Origin of the sequence: Pseudomonas entomophila, assembly GCF_013523125.1 — a bacterium.
Classification (GTDB): domain Bacteria; phylum Pseudomonadota; class Gammaproteobacteria; order Pseudomonadales; family Pseudomonadaceae; genus Aquipseudomonas; species Aquipseudomonas entomophila_B.
On the sequence record NZ_JAAMQJ010000005.1, the window covers coordinates 158516 to 175152 of the forward strand.

Genomic DNA, 16637 nt, shown 5'->3' on the forward strand with positions numbered 1-16637 from the left:
TCACAGCCACAGCGCTGACCAGGCCGACGCCAGCAGCAGGATCGCCAGCGCCTGGTTGAGGCGCCTGAGTGCCCCGGGGCTGTTCAGCCAGGACGCGCTCGCAGCGCCCAGGGCGGCCCACAGGGTCATGCAGGGCACGGCCACCAGCAGGAAGGCGGCCGCGAGGCAGGCGATGGTAGCGGCCGAGCCTTCGGCAGCGGGCAGGGCGAAGACGCTGACCACCGCCATCGCCATCATCCACACCTTCGGATTGATCACCTGCAAGAGGGCCAGGCTCACGAGGCCCTGGCGAGGCGGTGCGTCGGCCGGCAACGGCTGACCTGCGGCGCGCAGCATCTGCCAGGCCATCACGCTCAACCAGGCGACGCCGAACCAGGCCATCGCCTGCTCGATCAGCGGGTGGCGCACCAGAAGCGCACCCAGCCCGAGACCCACCAGCAGCACCACGGCAGCGGCCGACACGCAGGCAGCCAGCACCAGGGGCAGGGTGCGACGCGTGCCGACCCGGGCGCCCTCGGCCAGGATCAGCACATTGCTGGGACCGGGGCTGATGCTGGCAACGAGGGCGAACAACAGAAACGACAACGAAACGGCGGACATGGCAAGAGCTCCTGGACATCGAGCCCTCAGCCTGCCGCACGGCGGGCTAGCGGTCTGGAAGGTTTGAGCAGCGCCGTCGGTAATCCGCTGGGGTCAGGCGGTACGCCCGTTGAAACCAGCGGCCCAGGTGGCTCTGGTCGGAAAACCCTACGGCGCTGGCCACACGGACCGGCGTATCACCACGGGCCAGCAGCGCGCGGGCCTTGGCCAGGCGCACTTGCACCAGGTAGGCATGGGGTGGCAGGCCGAAGGCGCTGCGAAATGCCCGGGTCAGCCTGAAGCGGTCCACCTGGCAGGCCTCGGCCAGGCTGTCCAGGCTCAGGTCCTGGGCGTAGCAGGCATGGATCAGCTCCTGGGCACGACGTGCCACGCCGGGCAGGCGCGGGTCGGGGTTCAGCGCGCGACGCCAGTGCACATGCCGGGTCAGGTGGGCGAGCAGGTCATCCAGCGCTACGTCCTGGGCCAGGCGCAGCGAGCCGCTGTGGACAGCCTGGAATGCCCGAGCGATCGACTGGGCCAGGGTTGGATCCCCGCTCAGGGTGTCGGCGAACCCTGGCAGGCACTGGGCAGGTGCCTGTTCGAACAACGCGCCCAAGGCTGTTTCGAGCCAGTCCGGGCGCAGGTAGAGCGTCGAATAGGTGAAGCCGTCCTCGGTCGGCGCATGCCCGTCGTGCAGTTCCCCGGGTTCGAGCAGGAACACCTGGCCGGGGGTGCTGTGGTGCCGCAAGCGCCGGCAATGGAACTGTTGCACGCCTTGCTCGGTGAAGCCGATCAGGAAGCTGTCGTGCCAATGCGGTTCATAGGCATGCCCTTTGAAGTGCGCGCGTACCGATTCGATGCCGGTGTCCGCGTGCAGGGCGAGGTCGATCCAGTTGTCCATGGGCGGCCCGCGACAAGGAGAGAGCTTCGACTGTACGGCAGGGCACGCGTGAATGCTGGAAGATTTGTGCACAGGAAGGCATGTGGCTCACTCGATCGCAGCTCACACGCCTAGTGATAAAAAGGATTAAAAATTAATCTTTTGATTATGATTTTTATAGTTATTTTTCTTTTACTTAATGTGATTTATCAAGAGTCTTCATCGGCGTGCTTGGCGCGCCGCCTGGGCATGTGCAGTGCATTGCTCGTAGTAGGTCTGGCGAATCGCCACGGGCTTGAGGCGTGAAGCACTGGTGTAGGTCTGTTCGGTGATACCGAATGCCGTCATGCGCATCCACGGCTTGGGGAACCGGCGGGTCTGCAACCGCTTGCGCACGGCGTACAGGCTCACACCGGACAGCTTGGACTGCTGAGCCTCGGCCGCAATGCGGGCTCCCCACTCACACACCTGGCGATCGCCTGTGCTCAGCCCTTTGGCCTGTAGTGAAGAGGCGGCCGCCATGAGCAGGCATCCGGCCAAGGCGCTTTGAAATGACTTCATGAGGTTGTCCTAACCCGTTGAAAAAATAGAAGTCTGCCGCGCTTTGCTGGGTGTAGGGGCCAGTAAAATGCCGTCAACGGACAAAAGGCGACTGGAGGATGCACGCAGGAAATGCGCGCCGGGTCGAACAGGCTCGGGAGAGACCGCGTGGCCGCTGCCTCACAGGTCGGTGTGATCGTACAACTGCATGAGGTATCATGCGTTCTGATTTCCCCACATGAAACGTACAGGGCATGACAGAGCAGCAGGTACAGCCACGGGCCCGGCGCAAGCCTCGCAGCTTGGCGCAGGAGTTGGTCACGGTGCTGACCGAGCGCATTCGCAGCGGCCAACTCAAGCGCGGCGACAAGCTGCCCACCGAATCGCAGATCATGGTCGAGGAAGGCGTCAGCCGCACGGTCGTGCGCGAGGCCATTTCCCGCCTGCAAGCGGCCGGTCAGGTCGAGACGCGCCATGGCATCGGCACCTTCGTGCTGGACACGCCGCCGAGCAACGGTTTCCGCATCGACCCGGCCACGGTGGTGACCCTGCGTGATGTGCTGGCGGTGCTCGAGCTGCGCATCGCCCTGGAAATCGAGTCTGCCGGCCTGGCGGCCGAGCGCCGTGACGAGACCCACCTGGCGGCCATGCGTGCGGCCCTGGACGAGATCAACCTGGGGGCTGCCAAGGCTTCGGATGCCGTGGCGGCGGATTTCCAGTTCCACCTGCAGATCGCCCAGGCCAGCGGCAACCATTACTTCGCCGACATCCTCGGCCACCTGGGCACCAGCATCATCCCGCGTACCCGGCTGAATTCGGCAAGCCTGGTCCAGGACGATCAGGCGCACTACCTCAGTCGCCTGCGTTACGAGCACGAAGCCATCTTCGAGGCGATCGTCCGCCGCGACTCTGAAGGCGCCAAGCTCGCCATGCGCATGCACCTGTGCAACAGCCGGGAACGCTTGCGCCATGCGCATCAGCAGGCGCAGGGGCAGCAGTCGTCAGGCGCATGAGTGAAGACAGGCACGCACGTGTGGGAGCAACTGTCTTTTCTACTTGGGCCCGACCGAATGGACTGATGTGTGTGCTTACCCGCGACGCAGTCGGCGCCTGACAGGGCCCTATCGCTGGCAAGCCAGCTCCCACCCAGATCTCTGCAGCCGTCGGTCTGGGCATGGCTGCGCAAGCAGCTTGTGGGAGCGGGCTTGCCCGCGATAGCGCCCGGTCCGTCACCGTCTCATTACGAACCGACCATGATGACTCGTAAGCGGCCCTGTCAATCAATCAGCGACACAGCTGCCGATCATCCATGAAAAAGGCAGCCCATCCGGAGCTGCCTTGTCTGCTCGAGCCGGCGATACACTTGCCCGACTCATGCCCTACACGCGATCAGCGTCCCAGCAGTACCTGCTGAACCCGACCCTGCGCCTCTTGCACCGTCTTGGCCTGGGCATTGAGCTCGCCCAGCAAGCCGTTCAGTTCCGCCTGAACCTTGGGGTCGGCGACGCGCACGATGGCGCCATTGACCTCGATCTGGTCCTTGTGGGCGTTGACGTAGTCGGCCACCTTCAGGCTGCTGTCGAGCGTGGCCTCCAAGCGCGGCAAGACCTCCAGGAAGGTCGTGGCGGGCAGGGTCACGGTCTTGTCGTAGGCCTTGTCGTATACCGGCTTGAGGTCGTCCGGTTGCTTGAGCGCAGCATGCGCGGCGTCGGCCTTGGCCTGTTGCGCCTTGAGCTGGGTGCCCATGTCATGCAGGCCGGTCTTGGCCGTTTCCAGGTCGGCACGGCGTTCGATCACGTCGTTGAGCGAACGCACGGCGCCTTTCTGGACCAGCCCCTGCAGCGGCTTGACCGATGCGTCCATGCCGCCGTTGAAATCGGTGATCACCGCGTAGTGGCTGGTGTAGTCGCCGAAGGCCTTGGATTCTTCCGGCGTCAGTTGGGGCACGCGCACACCTGGCTTGTCGATGATCCGGGTCTGCAGGAACTGGCTGAAGGCCGCACGCTGCTCGGGCTCCTTGTCGCCACAGGCAGCCAGGGCCAGAGGGAGGGCGAGGGCGAGCAACCACTGCGGGCGGAATGAGACGTTCATGTCGGTAGGGTCCTTGAGTGAGGGAGTGGAACGGTCATGGGACATTGCCATCATCGTCCGGTTCCGCAGCGGCGCAAGCCGCAAGCCGCAAGCTACAAGCTACAAGCGGACTTCCATGGCGATGGCTTAGCGCACGCCATCTACGTGTTCACCGCTGATCCGAAGCCCTGCAAGACTGCTGTGGCTTGCAGCTTGCAGCTTGCAGCTTGCAGCTTGCAGCTTGCAGCTTGCAGCTTGCAGCTTGCAGCTTGCAGCTTGCAGCTTGCAGCTTGCAGCTTGCAGCTTGCAGCTTGCAGCTTGCAGCTCACCGCTCACCGCTCACCGCCCCAACCTCACCCCTCCCAGGAACCATTCACCAGACGCCGCAGCCCGAGCGGGTTGGCATCCTGCAACGCCGCCGGCAGCAGCGACTGCGGGTAGTTCTGGTAGCACACCGGACGCAGGAAGCGGTCGATGGCCAGGGTGCCGACCGAGGTGCCACGGGCGTCCGACGTCGCCGGGTAAGGTCCTCCGTGAACCATGGCGTCGCAGACCTCGACGCCTGTGGGGTAGCCGTTGAACAGGATCCGACCGACCTTTTCCTCGAGGATCGGCACCAGCCAGGCATAGGCCTCCAGGTCTTCCGGTTCACCGATCACGGTCGCGGTCAGCTGGCCGCGCAGGCCTTGCAGCGCGGCCTTGAGTTGCGCGTCGTCCACCACCTCCACCGCGACGGTGGCCGGGCCGAAGACTTCTTCCTGCAGCAACGCGTCGCTGCCCACCAGCAGGTCGGCCTTGGCCTTGTACAACTGGGCCCGGGCCTGCTGGCCTTCCTGCGGCAGGCCGGCCAGGTGCGCGATGCCGGCGTGGGTGTCCAGGTGCTGCAGACCGCGCGTATAGCTGTCCAGCCCGCCCTGGTTGAGCAGTGTCTGCGGCGGCTGTTGCCCGAGGTGACCGCCCAGGTCAGCCAGCAACTGTTCGAACGCAGGCCCCCGTACCCCGAGCACCAGGCCGGGATTGGTGCAGAACTGCCCGGCGCCCAGGGTGACCGAACCGGCCAGGTCGCGGGCGATGGCCGCGCCGCGCTTGGCCAGGGCACTCGGCAGGATGATCACCGGGTTGATGCTGGACATCTCGGCGAACACCGGGATCGGCTGCGGGCGCTCGGCCGCCAGGCGGCACAAGGCATCGCCCCCCTTGAGCGAGCCGGTAAAGCCCACGGCCTGGATGGCCGGGTGCTTGACCAGCCATTCGCCGACACGATGGCCATAGACCATGTTGAACACCCCGGCGGGCATGCCGGTGCGCTCGGCCGCGCGCTGGATGGCACAGCCGACGAGGTCGGCGGTCGCCATGTGCCCGCTGTGGGCCTTGAACACCACCGGGCAACCCGCCGCCAGCGCCGCGGCGGTATCGCCACCGGCGGTGGAGAAGGCCAGGGGGAAGTTGCTGGCGCCGAACACGGCGACCGGGCCGACGCCGATACGCATCTGCCGGATGTCAGGGCGTGGCAGGGGCTGGCGGTCCGGCAGCGCGTGGTCGATCCGCGCCCCCAGGAAGTCGCCACGGCGCAGGACCTGGGCGAACAGGCGCATCTGGCCGCTGGTTCGGCCTCGCTCACCCTGGGTGCGGGCAGGGGGCAACGCGGTCTCGCGGCAGACGATGGCGACGAAGGCATCGTCCAGCGCGTCCAGCTCGGCGGCGATGGCCTCGAGGAACTCGGCCCGGCGCGCGGGCGGCAGTTGACGGAAGGCAGCGAAGGCATCGGCAGCGGCGCGCGCGGCCTGATCGACTTCGGCCTCGGTCGCTTGACTGAAGGTGAAAGGCAAGGCCTCGCCGGTGCTGGCGTCGAGGCTGTGAAGACGCTGTTCGCCAGCGGCGCTGCGCTGACCGGCGATGAAGTTGTGGCCAAGGATCTCGTGCATGGAAACTCCTTCGAAGTGAGGGGGCGAGCCTGAGTCAGGTCACCGGAGCAGGGTTGAAAAGGGTGATGTCGTTATGCAGGCGGTGCCGCTCGGCCCAGGTCTGCTGACGCCCGCTGGCGACGTCCAGGTAGTAGTGGAACAGCTCCCAGCCCAGGGTCTCGATGCTCGCCTGGCCGGTGGCGATGCGCCCGGCATCGATGTCGATCAGGTCGGGCCAGCGCTGGGCCAGTTCGGTGCGGGTGCAGACCTTGACCACCGGGGCCATGGCCAGCCCGTAGGGGGTGCCGCGCCCGGTGGTGAACACGTGCAGGTTCATGCCGGCGGCCAGTTGCAGGGTGCCGCAGATGAAGTCGCTGGCCGGGGTGGCGCAGAACAGCAGGCCCTTGCGCGCCGCGCGTTCGCCAGGCCCCAGCACGCCCTGGATGGCGCCGCTGCCGGACTTGACGATCGACCCGAGGGATTTTTCGACGATGTTCGACAGCCCGCCTTTCTTGTTGCCGGGCGTGGTGTTGGCGCTGCGGTCGGCGGCGCCGCGTTGCAGGTACTGGTCGTACCAGTCCATCTCGCGCACCAGTGCCTCGGCCACCTCCGGCGTCTCGGCACGCGAGGTGAGCATGTAGATCGCATCGCGCACTTCGGTGACCTCGGAGAACATCACCGTGGCCCCGGCCCGCACCAGCAGGTCGGCGGCAAAACCCAGGGCCGGGTTGGCGGTGATCCCGGAGAACGCGTCGCTGCCGCCGCACTGCATGCCCAGGATCAGTTCGCTGGCCGGCACCGTCTCGCGGCGACGCTGGTCGAGCTTGCGCAGGCGCGTCTCGGCCAGGGCCATGATCTGCTCGATCATCTCGGTGAAGCCCAGGCTGGCGTCCTGCAGCTTGTACAGCCAGGGCTCGCTGAGGTCCACCGAAGGGTCGCCAGCGTGCATCACCTGCTCGGCCTGCAGCTTCTCGCAGCCCAGGCCGATCACCAGCGCCTCGCCGCCCAGGTTCGGGTTGCGGGCCAGGTTGCGCACGGTACGGATCGGGATGTAGGCGTCGCGTGCGTTGATCGCCACGCCACAACCATAGCTGTGGGTCAGCGCCACCACGTCGTCGACATGGGGGTAGCGCGGCAGCAGTTCCTGGCGAATGCGCTTGACCGCGTGCTCCAGCACGCCGGTCACGCACTGCACCGTGGTGGTGATGCCGAGCAGGTTGCGGGTGCCGACCGTGCCGTCGGCGTTGCGGTAGCCTTCGAAGGTATAGCCCTCCAATGCCGACGCGGGCGCCGGGACGGCGTCGCAGCATGGCAGGCTGTCCAGGGCCGGGGCGTCGGGCATGTCGAGCTGGCTTTCGCGCACCCAGCTACCCTGGCGCAGGTTCTCGACGGCATAGCCGATGGTCTGCCCATAGCGGCGCACCGGCATGCCCTGGGCGATGTCCACGGTGGCCACCTTGTGGCTTTGCGGCACGGCCTCGATCAAGGTCAAGCCGTCGGCGAAGCGGGCGCCTTCGCCCAGACCTCCGTCGTTGACCACCACCACGACATTGTCGTCGGCGTGCAGGCGAACGTGGCGGGGTGATTCGGATGTTTCGATCAGTTGCATGACAAGGCCCCTCGTGCGGTGCGCTCAGGCGTGTATCGTCGGCTGGCGACCTGACGGGCAGGTCGCCAGCGTGGGGTCAACGGCGGCTGTCGGCCAGCTCGCTACCGGCCGGTGGCAGGGCCGGTTCGTCTTCACGCGGCAGGTCGCGCAGCTCGATCCGCTTGATCGGACCGACGATCACCAGGTAGCTGAACACCGCCACCAGGGCATTGGCGCCCACGTACACCAGCGCCCACTTGAACGAGCCGGTGGCGCTGATGATGTAGCCGATGATGATCGGCGTGGTGATCGACGCGATGTTGCCGAAGGTGTTGAACATGCCTCCGGACAGCCCGGCGATCTGCTTGGGCGAGGTGTCCGAGACCACGGCCCAGCCCAGTGCGCCCAGGCCCTTGCCGAAGAATGCCAGGGCCATGATCGCCACCACCATCCATTCGGCATCGACGTAATTGCAGATGACCATGGTGGTGGACAGCAGCAACCCGATCACGATCGGCGCCTTGCGGGCGAAGGTCAACGAATGGCCGCGCCGCAGCAGGTGATCGGAGATCACGCCACCCAGCACGCCGCCGACGAACCCGCAGATTGCCGGCAGCGAGGCGATGAAGCCGGCCTTGAGGATCGACATGCCACGGTCCTGCACCAGGTACACCGGGAACCAGGTCAGGAAGAAGTAGGTGATGGCGTTGATGCAGTACTGGCCCAGGTAGATGCCGAGCATCATGCGGCTGGTGAGCAGTTGGCGGATGTAGCCCCACTTGGGGCCGCCATTGCCGGCTGCGCGGGGCTTGTCCATGTCCACCAGGCCGCCGTTTCGCTCGATGTGCTCGAGCTCCCCGGCGCTGATCATCGGGTGTTCCTTGGGGTTGTAGATCAGCTTGAGCCAGACCAGCGAGAACACGATACCCAGGCCGCCCATGACCACGAACACATGCTCCCACCCCCATGAGTGGACGATCCAGCCCATCAGCGGGGCGAACAGCACGGTGGCGAAGTACTGGGCCGAGTTGAAGATCGCCGAGGCGGTGCCGCGTTCGGCGGTGGGGAACCAGGCCGCCACGATGCGCGCGTTGCCGGGGAAGGAGGGCGCTTCGGCGAAGCCGACCAGAAAACGCAGCATGAACAGCGCGACGATGGCGTTGGCCACTGGCAGGTAGCCGACGAAGCCTTGCAGCACGGTGAACAGCGACCAGGTGAAGATGCTCAGGGCGTAGACTTTCTTCGAGCCGAAGCGGTCGAGCAGCCAGCCCCCGGGAATCTGCCCGAGCACGTAGGCCCAGCCGAAGGCCGAGAAGATGTAGCCCAGGGTGATGGCATCGATGCCGAGGTCTTTCTGCAGGGCGGAGCCGGCGATCGAGATGGTCGCTCGATCGGCGTAGTTGATGGTGGTCACCAGGAACAGCATCAACAGAATCAGGTAACGCACATGCGTCTTCTTGGGCGCTTGCATGCGAAGGTACTCCCACTCGTTATTGTTATGCGGGGGCGATCATGTTGTATGAGCGGGCGCAGGCCCGCTCGGCACGGCAGGTGGCAGCCTGCCTGGCTGGGCGCTTATTGCGGCCCGAGCGTGTCCATCAGCGCGGCAAGCTGCGCGTATTCGTCCTGGGTCAGCTCGGTCAGCGGCGTGCGCACCGGGCCTGCGTCGTGACCGGCGAGGCGTGCGCCGGCCTTGACGATGCTCACGGCGTAGCCCGCCTTGCGGTTGCGGATGTCCAGGTAAGGCAGGAAGAAGGTGTCGATCAGACGGTTCACGGTGGCGTGGTCGTCGCGGGCGATGGCGGTGTAGAAGTCCATCGCGGTCCTGGGCACGAAGTTGAACACGGCCGAAGAGTAGACCGGCACGCCCAGGGCCTTGTAGGCCGCCGCATAGACTTCGGCGGTCGGCAACCCACCCAGGTAGCTGAAGCGCTCGCCCAGGCGGCGGCGGATGGACACCATCAGCTCGATGTCGCCCAGGCCGTCCTTGTAGCCGATCAGGTTCGGGCAGCGCTCGGCCAGGCGCTCAAGGAGGTCGGCGTTGAGGCGGCAGACGTTACGGTTGTAGACCACCACGCCGATGTCGACGGCCTTGCAGACCGCCTCGACATGGGCGGCCACGCCGTCCTGGCTGGCCTCGGTCAGGTAGTGCGGCAGCAGCAGCAGGCCTTTGGCGCCCAGGCGCTGGGCCTCACGGGCGTATTCGATGGCTTGACGGGTCGATCCGCCTACGCCGGCCAGAATCGGCACGGTGCCGGCGCAGGTATCGACCGCAGTCTTGATCACCTGGCTGTATTCGCTGGCGGCGAGGGAGAAGAACTCACCGGTGCCTCCGGCGGCGAACAGGGCCGTGGCGCCGTAGGGGGCGAGCCATTCCAGGCGCTTGCGGTAGCCTTCGGCGTGGAAGTCGCCGCCTGCGTCGAAGTCGGTCAACGGGAAGGACAGCAGACCTTGGGAGAGGATCGATTGCAGTTCATGTGGCGTCATGGGGGAGCATCCTGTGGCGCAGTTGATTGTCATTGTGGCGCTTGAGGTAAGTTATCGTACAACTTAAGTTGTGGCTAGAGGGTTGGTGAACATTTTTGAGAGAGGTGTGCTAGGGGTGACTAGGCGAGACAGGGCGAAAGCGAGAATAAAGAGACCGGTTTCGGCTGTATGAGAGGTGATTTGGGGGGCTCGAGCGCCACCGATGGTAAGGCTATCTCCGCTGGCGAATCAGTCCTTAGAGGCGAGTGAGCGTAAGCATGGGCGTCAAGAGGTACGACAACTGGATCGCCAGCGTTCTACAGAGGTGGGCCCTGGTGGGTCCAATCGCGGCACGGGGGCCGCTCACCCGCCGCAGTGGCACGGCCTCTGTAAGCGGCCCCTGTGCCGCGATTGGGCCTGCAAGGTCCACAAAAGACGTCGAAACGCCCGGCCGCACAGGCAGCCGGGGCGTTCGAGAACGAACAGGGTAAAGGTGTCTCGACACCCAGGATCAGGCACGATCCCAGGGGTTCACATCGTCGCTCAGGCCATGGCCTGCCGCGGTACGGCCTGCCGCTTGCGTGCCTGGGCCCGGCACGCCTCGCCGAAGGCCTGGAACAGGCGAATCGAATCCGGATTGCTCGCCGCCTTCCATTCCGGGTGCCATTGCACCGCGAACAGGAAAGGCGAGATCGCCGGGCCATGCACGGCCTCGACCAGGCCATCCGGCGCCCAGGCGATCGCCTGCAGCCCATCGCCCAAGGTACGCAGGCCTTGGCCATGCAGCGAGTTGACACGGATCGTGTCGCACCCAAGGGTCGTCTGCAGCCAGCTGCCGACCTCGACCGTGACGTCATGGACGGCCTGGTACTGCACGTCGACCGGATCGTCCGGGTTCTCGCGGTGATCGTTGAAGCCCGGCTCGGCATAGACCTTCTGGTAGATGTCGCCGCCCAGGGCCACGTTGATCTCCTGCATGCCGCGGCACACGCCGAAGATCGGCAAGCCACGGGCGATGGCCAGTTGCACCAGCGGGATGTCGAACAGGTCGCGTTGCTTGTCCTGGGCCTTGCCTGGCGTTTCGTTCGCCTGGCCGTACAGCGCCGGGTCGATGTTGCTGCCCGCGCCGGTCAGGTAGACACCGTCGGCCAGGTCGAGGTAGGCCTCCAGGTCGTCGGTGCCGCAGCAGGTCGGCACCAGCACCGGCACGCAGCCAGCGAAGTCGACCAGCGGGGTGATGTACTTGTGGGTCATGACTTGATAGTCGTGACCTTTGCGTTCCTGCGCACCCATGGTCATCAGGACGACCGGTTTGCGCAGGGGTTGAGTCTTCTCGCCAATGTTGCTGTTGGACATAAGTCACCTTGGGACAGGGGTTGCCCTGCCGTTGTCGTGCAGGCCGGCGAGACGCACGTGCCGTGCCTGAAGTCCCGAGCACTGCCGGCTGGCCGGAGGTACGGCGATGGACCGGTCGGGACTCGAAGCCAGCTTGCCAGAGCCGTTCGGGATGTCAAACAGGCAAACGAACGGTGCCAGCGACCCTAGAGCGTCGAATTCAGGCGCCAGGCCTTTGCCATCAAGGGCTTGCGGCAAGGCCAGGTCGCCACCGGTTGAGCATGCAAACGGTCGTTTGCGTCGCTGCAATGATCAAAGCGCCTGTGGGTGCATTCGTTTGCAGCTGCGTAAGCCCTTTGACAACGCCGGCCGAATCGTTCGACAGTGCCGATTGCCGCGCCGCCCTGGCGCCCTGACATGGAGTTGCCTTGCCCGTGAACCCTCCAGACACCGTTCGCCTCCCGCACGCCGACCTGGTCGCGCTGCTGACTGGCATTCTCGTTCGTCATGGTTGCAGCACCTTGGTCGCCGCCGTGCTGGCCGACAATTGCGCCGCGGCGCAACGTGATGGCGCTCACAGCCATGGTGTATTCCGCATGCCAGGCTATGTCTCGACGCTGGCCAGTGGCTGGGTCGACGGCATGGCGCGGCCGGTGGTGTCGGACGTGGCCGCCGGTCTGCTCAAGGTCGATGCGGCCGGCGGCTTCGCCCAGCCGGCCTTGGCTGCGGCGCGAGCGGCCTTGATGGACAAGGCACGCAGCGCGGGCATCGCAGCCCTGGCCATTCACAATTCGCACCACTTCGGCGCCCTGTGGCCGGATGTGGAACCCTTCGCCGACGCCGGGCTGGTGGCGCTGACGGTGGTCAACAGCATGACCTGCGTGGTGCCGCATGGCGCCCGGCGGCCCTTGTTCGGCACCAACCCCATCGCCTTCGCCGCGCCTTGCGCCGGCCATGACCCCCTGGTCTTCGACATGGCCACCAGCGCCATGGCCCATGGCGACATCCAGATCGCCGCGCGCGAAGGCCGCAGCGTGCCGCCAGGCGTCGGCGTGGATGCGGCCGGCCAGCCGACCTGCGACCCCCAGGCGATCCTCGACGGCGGCGCGTTGCTGGCGTTCGGTGGGCACAAGGGCTCGGCCCTGTCGATGATGGTGGAACTACTGGCCGCGGCGCTGACCGGTGGGCATTTCTCCTGGGAGTTCGACTGGTCCGGGCACCCTGGGGCCAAGACACCCTGGACGGGGCAGGCGCTGATCGTCATCGACCCGAGCCGCAGTGAAGGGCAACGGTTCGCCGAGCGCGCGGGGGCGCTGGTGGCGCAGTTGCGTGCCGTGGGGCTGGAGCGGCTGCCTGGCGAGCGGCGCTACCATGAGCGGGCCGTGTCGGCACGTGAAGGGGTGGCACTGACCCGCGGCGAACTGGCCGAGTTGCACACGCTGGCGGGCACCGGTCCCGGCACCTCGTCAACCTGATGCACGACCAGACGCCTGCGTGGTCCGGCACCCCATGCCACCCTGCAGGCCATCCATGCGCGAGTGCTGTGTCGTCACGGCACGACAACGCGTATCCTGCACCCAGCCATCCTCGTACCCATCCTGATCCCAAGGAGCTGCACGCTGTGTTCAAACATGTCGATGCCTATGCCGGCGACCCGATCCTCTCGCTGATGGAAACCTTCAAGGCCGACCCGCGCGCCGACAAGGTCAACCTGAGCATCGGTCTGTACTACGACGCCGACGGGGCGGTACCGCAGCTGGCGGCCGTGGGCGAGGCCGAGCGCCGTCTGGCCAGCCAGGCCCACGGTGCCTCGTTGTACCTGCCCATGGAAGGCCTGGGCAGCTACCGGGCGGCGATCCAGGCGCTGTTGTTCGGCGCCGAGCACCCGATGGTCAGCGCCGGGCGCGTCGCCACCGTGCAGACCGTCGGCGGCTCGGGCGCGCTCAAAGTCGGTGCGGACTTCCTCAAACGCTATTTCCCCGAGGCGCAGGTGTGGGTCAGCAACCCGACCTGGGACAACCACCGCGCCATCTTCGAAGGCGCCGGGTTCACCGTGAACACCTACCCGTACTTCGACCCGGCGACCCGTGGCCTGGACTTCGACGGCATGCTCGCGACCCTGCGCCAGTTGCCGGCCCAGAGCATCGTGCTGCTGCACCCGTGCTGCCACAACCCGACGGGCGTGGACCTCGATCAAGCCCAGTGGCAGCAGGTGATCGAGGTGGTCAAGGCGCGCGAGCTGATCGCTTTCCTCGACATCGCCTACCAGGGCTTCGGCGAAGGGCTGGCCGAGGATGCCTACGCCATCCGCGAAATGGCCCGCGCCGGGGTGCCGTGCCTGGTGAGCAATTCGTTCTCGAAGATATTCTCACTGTACGGCGAGCGGGTAGGGGGCCTGTCGGTGGTCAGCGACGATGCCGACAGCGCCGTCAGCGTGCTCGGCCAGCTCAAGGCCACGGTGCGTCGCAACTATTCGAGCCCGCCCTGCCACGGCGCGAAACTGGTCGCCACGGTGCTGGCCGACCCGGCGCTGGCCGAGGACTGGGCGAACGAGGTCGAGGCCATGCGCCTGCGCATCCTCGACATGCGCCAGGGCCTGGTCGATGCGCTGGCCCGCCGTCTGCCTGGCCAGGACTTCCAGTTCCTGCTGCGCCAGCGCGGCATGTTCAGCTACACGGGCTTGAGCGTCGAGCAGGTGCACCGCCTGCGCGACCAGTTCGGCGTGTACTTGATCGACAGTGGCCGGGTCTGCATGGCCGGCCTGCGCCCGGACAACCTGGAGCGGGTGGCCGAGGCATTCGCCGCGGTGCAGTGACCCCCAGGCACTGACGTGGCGCGGGCTGATTCGATGGCCTGCGCCACACGGCCGATCGCACGCCGGGCAGTTTGGCTTTGCAAGTGCCGGCGTTCCAGCGCACAATCGCGCCCCTCTTTTCGGCTGAGGGGCGCGTGACCTGCGTTGCGTGGTCTTCAGCTTGTTGCAATCGTGCGAGTGGAGTTGCATCCGGATGAACGAGCGGGCCCCCGGCGTCGAAGCACGCCTTGAAACAGACTCGGCTGCTGCAGGCAGCTGGCTACGTCAGGACACCACCTGGATGCTCGGCCTGTTCGGCACGGCCATCGGCGCCGGGACGCTGTTCCTGCCGATCAACGCCGGCCTGGGCGGCTTCTGGCCGCTGCTGGTGCTGGCCGTGCTGGCCTTCCCGATGACCTACTACGCCCACCGCGGCCTGACCCGCTTCGTGCTCTCCGGGCGCAACGGCGGCGACATCACCCAGGTGGTCGAGGAGCACTTCGGCATCCGGGCCGGTGCGCTGATCACCGTGCTGTACTTCTTCGCCATCTTCCCCATCCTGCTGATCTACAGCGTGGCGCTGACCAACACCGTCGCCAGTTTCATGGAGCACCAGCTGCACATGACCCCGCCGCCACGGGTCGTGCTGTCGTTCGTGCTGATCCTGGCCCTGCTGGCGATCGTGCGCTGCGGCGAGCAGGCCACGGTCAAGGTCATGAGCCTGCTGGTCTACCCCTTCATCGTGGCGCTGGCGCTGCTGGCGCTCTACCTGATCCCGCACTGGAACGGCGGCATCCTCGACACCGCCCGCGAGGTCCCGGCGGCTGGCGCCTTCCTGCACACCCTGTGGCTGGCGATTCCGGTGATGGTGTTCTCCTTCAACCATTCGCCGATCATCTCGGCCTTCGCCGTCGACCAGAAGCGCCTGCACGGTGAGCACGCCGACGCACGCAGCGGCCAGGTGCTGGCCCGCGCGCACCTGTTGATGGTGGCGATGGTGCTGTTCTTCGTCTTCAGCTGCGTGCTGACCCTGGACAGCGCCCAGCTGGCCGAGGCCAAGGCGCAGAACCTGTCGATCCTGTCCTACCTGGCCAACCACTTCGACAACCCGAGCATCGCCTTCGCCGCGCCCTTGATCGCCTTCGTGGCCATCGCCAAGTCGTTCCTGGGCCACTACATCGGCGCCAGCGAAGGGCTCAAGGGCATCATCGCCAAGACCGGTCGCAGCCCGCAGGGCAAGGGGCTCGACCGCCTGGTGGCGATTGGCATGCTGGTGGTGTGCTGGATCGTCGCGACCCTGAACCCGAGCATCCTGTCGATGATCGAGTCGTTCGGCGGGCCAGTGATCGCTGCCATCCTGTTCCTCATGCCGGTGTACGCCATCCGGCACGTGCCGGCCATGCAGAAGTACCGCGGCGCGCTGTCCAACGCGTTCGTGGTGGTGGTCGGTCTGGTGGCGATGTCGTCGGTGCTGTACTCGGTCATTGGTGGGTTGTTCGACTGAGCGCCTTGACGGGCAGGGGGCGCCTGGCGCCCTGGCCATGGATGGGCAGCCGGGTGCGGTTCCCACACAATCGTCCGGCATCGCCTACACCTATTTTGCCGCTCGAGGCATAGGCACTCGGGCGGCTTCATGCTTAACTCGGCATCCTCTTTCATCCCTACAAGGAACCCGTTCATGGCTCAGGTCACTCTCAAAGGCACTCCGGTCCAGGTCACAGGCAACCTGCCCGCGGTCGGCAGCCAGGCCCCGGCGTTCACCCTGGTCGGCGAAGGGCTGGCGGATACCTCGCTGCAGGCCTTCGCCGGCAAGCGCAAGGTGCTGAACATCTTCCCGAGCGTCGACACCCCGACCTGCGCGACCTCGGTGCGTAAGTTCAACGCCCAGGCCAACGACCTGGCCAACACCGTGGTGCTGTGCATCTCGGCCGACCTGCCGTTCGCCCAGGCCCGTTTCTGCGGCGCCGAAGGCCTGGAAAACGTGAAGAACCTGTCGACCCTGCGCGGGCGTGAGTTCCTCGAAACCTACGGCGTGGCCATCGCCGACGGTCCGTTGGCCGGCCTGGCCGCCCGTGCGGTGGTGGTGCTGGACGAGCACGACAAGGTCCTGCACAGCGAGCTGGTGAGCGAAGTCGCCGACGAGCCGAACTACGAGCAGGCGCTGGCCGTCCTGAAGTAAGCATGGCCTCAGGCCTGTCGGGCCTAGCAGGTCGATGTGTCGAAACGGTCTGGGTTGATCTCAGGCCGTTTTCTTTTTCCGCCTCAATTGGCATGGCTGCCACCGACAGGCTGCAGCGATGGTAGGAGCTGGCTTGCCAGCGATAAGGCCCTGTCAGGCGCCGCCTGCGTCGCGGGCAAGCCCGCTTGTGTCTTTGAGGATCGCTAGAATCAAAGGTGAGAGGAATGGATGGCAAGCTGTCTGTCCGAGGTGCCCCGAGCACGAGTGGGAGCAAAGCTGCCATCCATTCTTCCACCTTGACT

Annotated in this window: 14 protein-coding genes; 5 read left to right on the top strand and 9 right to left on the bottom strand. The window is 66.2% G+C overall.

Going from position 1 to position 16637, the window contains the following annotated elements:
- The 3 genes from G7007_RS05200 to G7007_RS05210 all read right to left on the bottom strand — a co-directional run bounded on the left by G7007_RS05200 (position 1) and on the right by G7007_RS05210 (position 2020).
- Complete coding sequence (locus G7007_RS05200) at positions 1 to 600, bottom strand: LysE family translocator (RefSeq protein WP_181099594.1); 600 nt, start codon at positions 598 to 600, stop codon at positions 1 to 3.
- A 46-nt stretch (positions 601 to 646) separates the two neighbouring features.
- Positions 647 to 1480, bottom strand: a complete 834-nt coding sequence (locus G7007_RS05205) for an AraC family transcriptional regulator (RefSeq protein WP_181099596.1) — start codon at positions 1478 to 1480, stop codon at positions 647 to 649.
- Positions 1481 to 1678: 198 nt separating this feature from the next.
- Positions 1679 to 2020 (bottom strand): hypothetical protein, encoded by a 342-nt coding sequence (locus G7007_RS05210; protein ID WP_181099598.1) that lies wholly within the window; start codon positions 2018 to 2020, stop codon positions 1679 to 1681.
- A 233-nt stretch (positions 2021 to 2253) separates the two neighbouring features.
- Here G7007_RS05210 and G7007_RS05215 point away from each other — a divergent pair, with 233 nt between their 5' ends.
- Complete coding sequence (locus G7007_RS05215; protein ID WP_181099600.1) at positions 2254 to 3012, top strand: FadR/GntR family transcriptional regulator; 759 nt, start codon at positions 2254 to 2256, stop codon at positions 3010 to 3012.
- Positions 3013 to 3388: 376 nt separating this feature from the next.
- Here the strand turns inward: G7007_RS05215 and G7007_RS05220 are convergent, their stop codons facing one another.
- The 6 genes from G7007_RS05220 to G7007_RS05245 all read right to left on the bottom strand — a co-directional run bounded on the left by G7007_RS05220 (position 3389) and on the right by G7007_RS05245 (position 11383).
- The gene (locus tag G7007_RS05220) at positions 3389 to 4090 is read right to left on the bottom strand and encodes a DUF3053 domain-containing protein (protein ID WP_181099602.1); all 702 of its coding nucleotides are present in this window, start codon (positions 4088 to 4090) and stop codon (positions 3389 to 3391) included.
- Positions 4091 to 4422: 332 nt separating this feature from the next.
- Complete coding sequence (locus tag G7007_RS05225) at positions 4423 to 5994, bottom strand: aldehyde dehydrogenase (NADP(+)) (RefSeq protein WP_181099604.1); 1572 nt, start codon at positions 5992 to 5994, stop codon at positions 4423 to 4425.
- A gap of 34 nt (positions 5995 to 6028) precedes the next feature.
- Complete coding sequence (gene garD / locus G7007_RS05230; RefSeq protein ID WP_181099606.1) at positions 6029 to 7582, bottom strand: galactarate dehydratase; 1554 nt, start codon at positions 7580 to 7582, stop codon at positions 6029 to 6031.
- A gap of 76 nt (positions 7583 to 7658) precedes the next feature.
- A complete protein-coding gene (locus G7007_RS05235) occupies positions 7659 to 9032 on the bottom strand; it encodes an MFS transporter (protein WP_181099608.1) in 1374 nt (457 codons plus the stop codon).
- A gap of 104 nt (positions 9033 to 9136) precedes the next feature.
- A complete protein-coding gene (gene kdgD / locus G7007_RS05240) occupies positions 9137 to 10048 on the bottom strand; it encodes a 5-dehydro-4-deoxyglucarate dehydratase (protein ID WP_181099610.1) in 912 nt (303 codons plus the stop codon).
- 522 nt (positions 10049 to 10570) lie between these two features.
- Positions 10571 to 11383 carry a gamma-glutamyl-gamma-aminobutyrate hydrolase family protein gene (locus tag G7007_RS05245; RefSeq protein ID WP_181099611.1) on the bottom strand — a complete coding sequence of 271 codons (813 nt, stop codon included), beginning with the start codon at positions 11381 to 11383 and terminating at the stop codon, positions 10571 to 10573.
- Between the two features lie 413 nt (positions 11384 to 11796).
- Between G7007_RS05245 and G7007_RS05250 the strand changes: the two genes are divergently transcribed.
- From G7007_RS05250 to tpx, 4 genes are all read left to right on the top strand, one after another.
- Positions 11797 to 12837 (top strand): Ldh family oxidoreductase, encoded by a 1041-nt coding sequence (locus G7007_RS05250; RefSeq protein ID WP_308852278.1) that lies wholly within the window; start codon positions 11797 to 11799, stop codon positions 12835 to 12837.
- A 146-nt stretch (positions 12838 to 12983) separates the two neighbouring features.
- Positions 12984 to 14177 (top strand): amino acid aminotransferase, encoded by a 1194-nt coding sequence (locus G7007_RS05255; RefSeq protein ID WP_181099615.1) that lies wholly within the window; start codon positions 12984 to 12986, stop codon positions 14175 to 14177.
- Between the two features lie 193 nt (positions 14178 to 14370).
- Positions 14371 to 15660 carry an HAAAP family serine/threonine permease gene (locus tag G7007_RS05260; RefSeq protein ID WP_181099617.1) on the top strand — a complete coding sequence of 430 codons (1290 nt, stop codon included), beginning with the start codon at positions 14371 to 14373 and terminating at the stop codon, positions 15658 to 15660.
- Between the two features lie 174 nt (positions 15661 to 15834).
- Positions 15835 to 16335, top strand: coding sequence for a thiol peroxidase (gene tpx, locus G7007_RS05265; RefSeq protein WP_181099619.1), 501 nt, complete (start codon positions 15835 to 15837; stop codon positions 16333 to 16335).
- Positions 16336 to 16637: the final 302 nt, after the last annotated feature.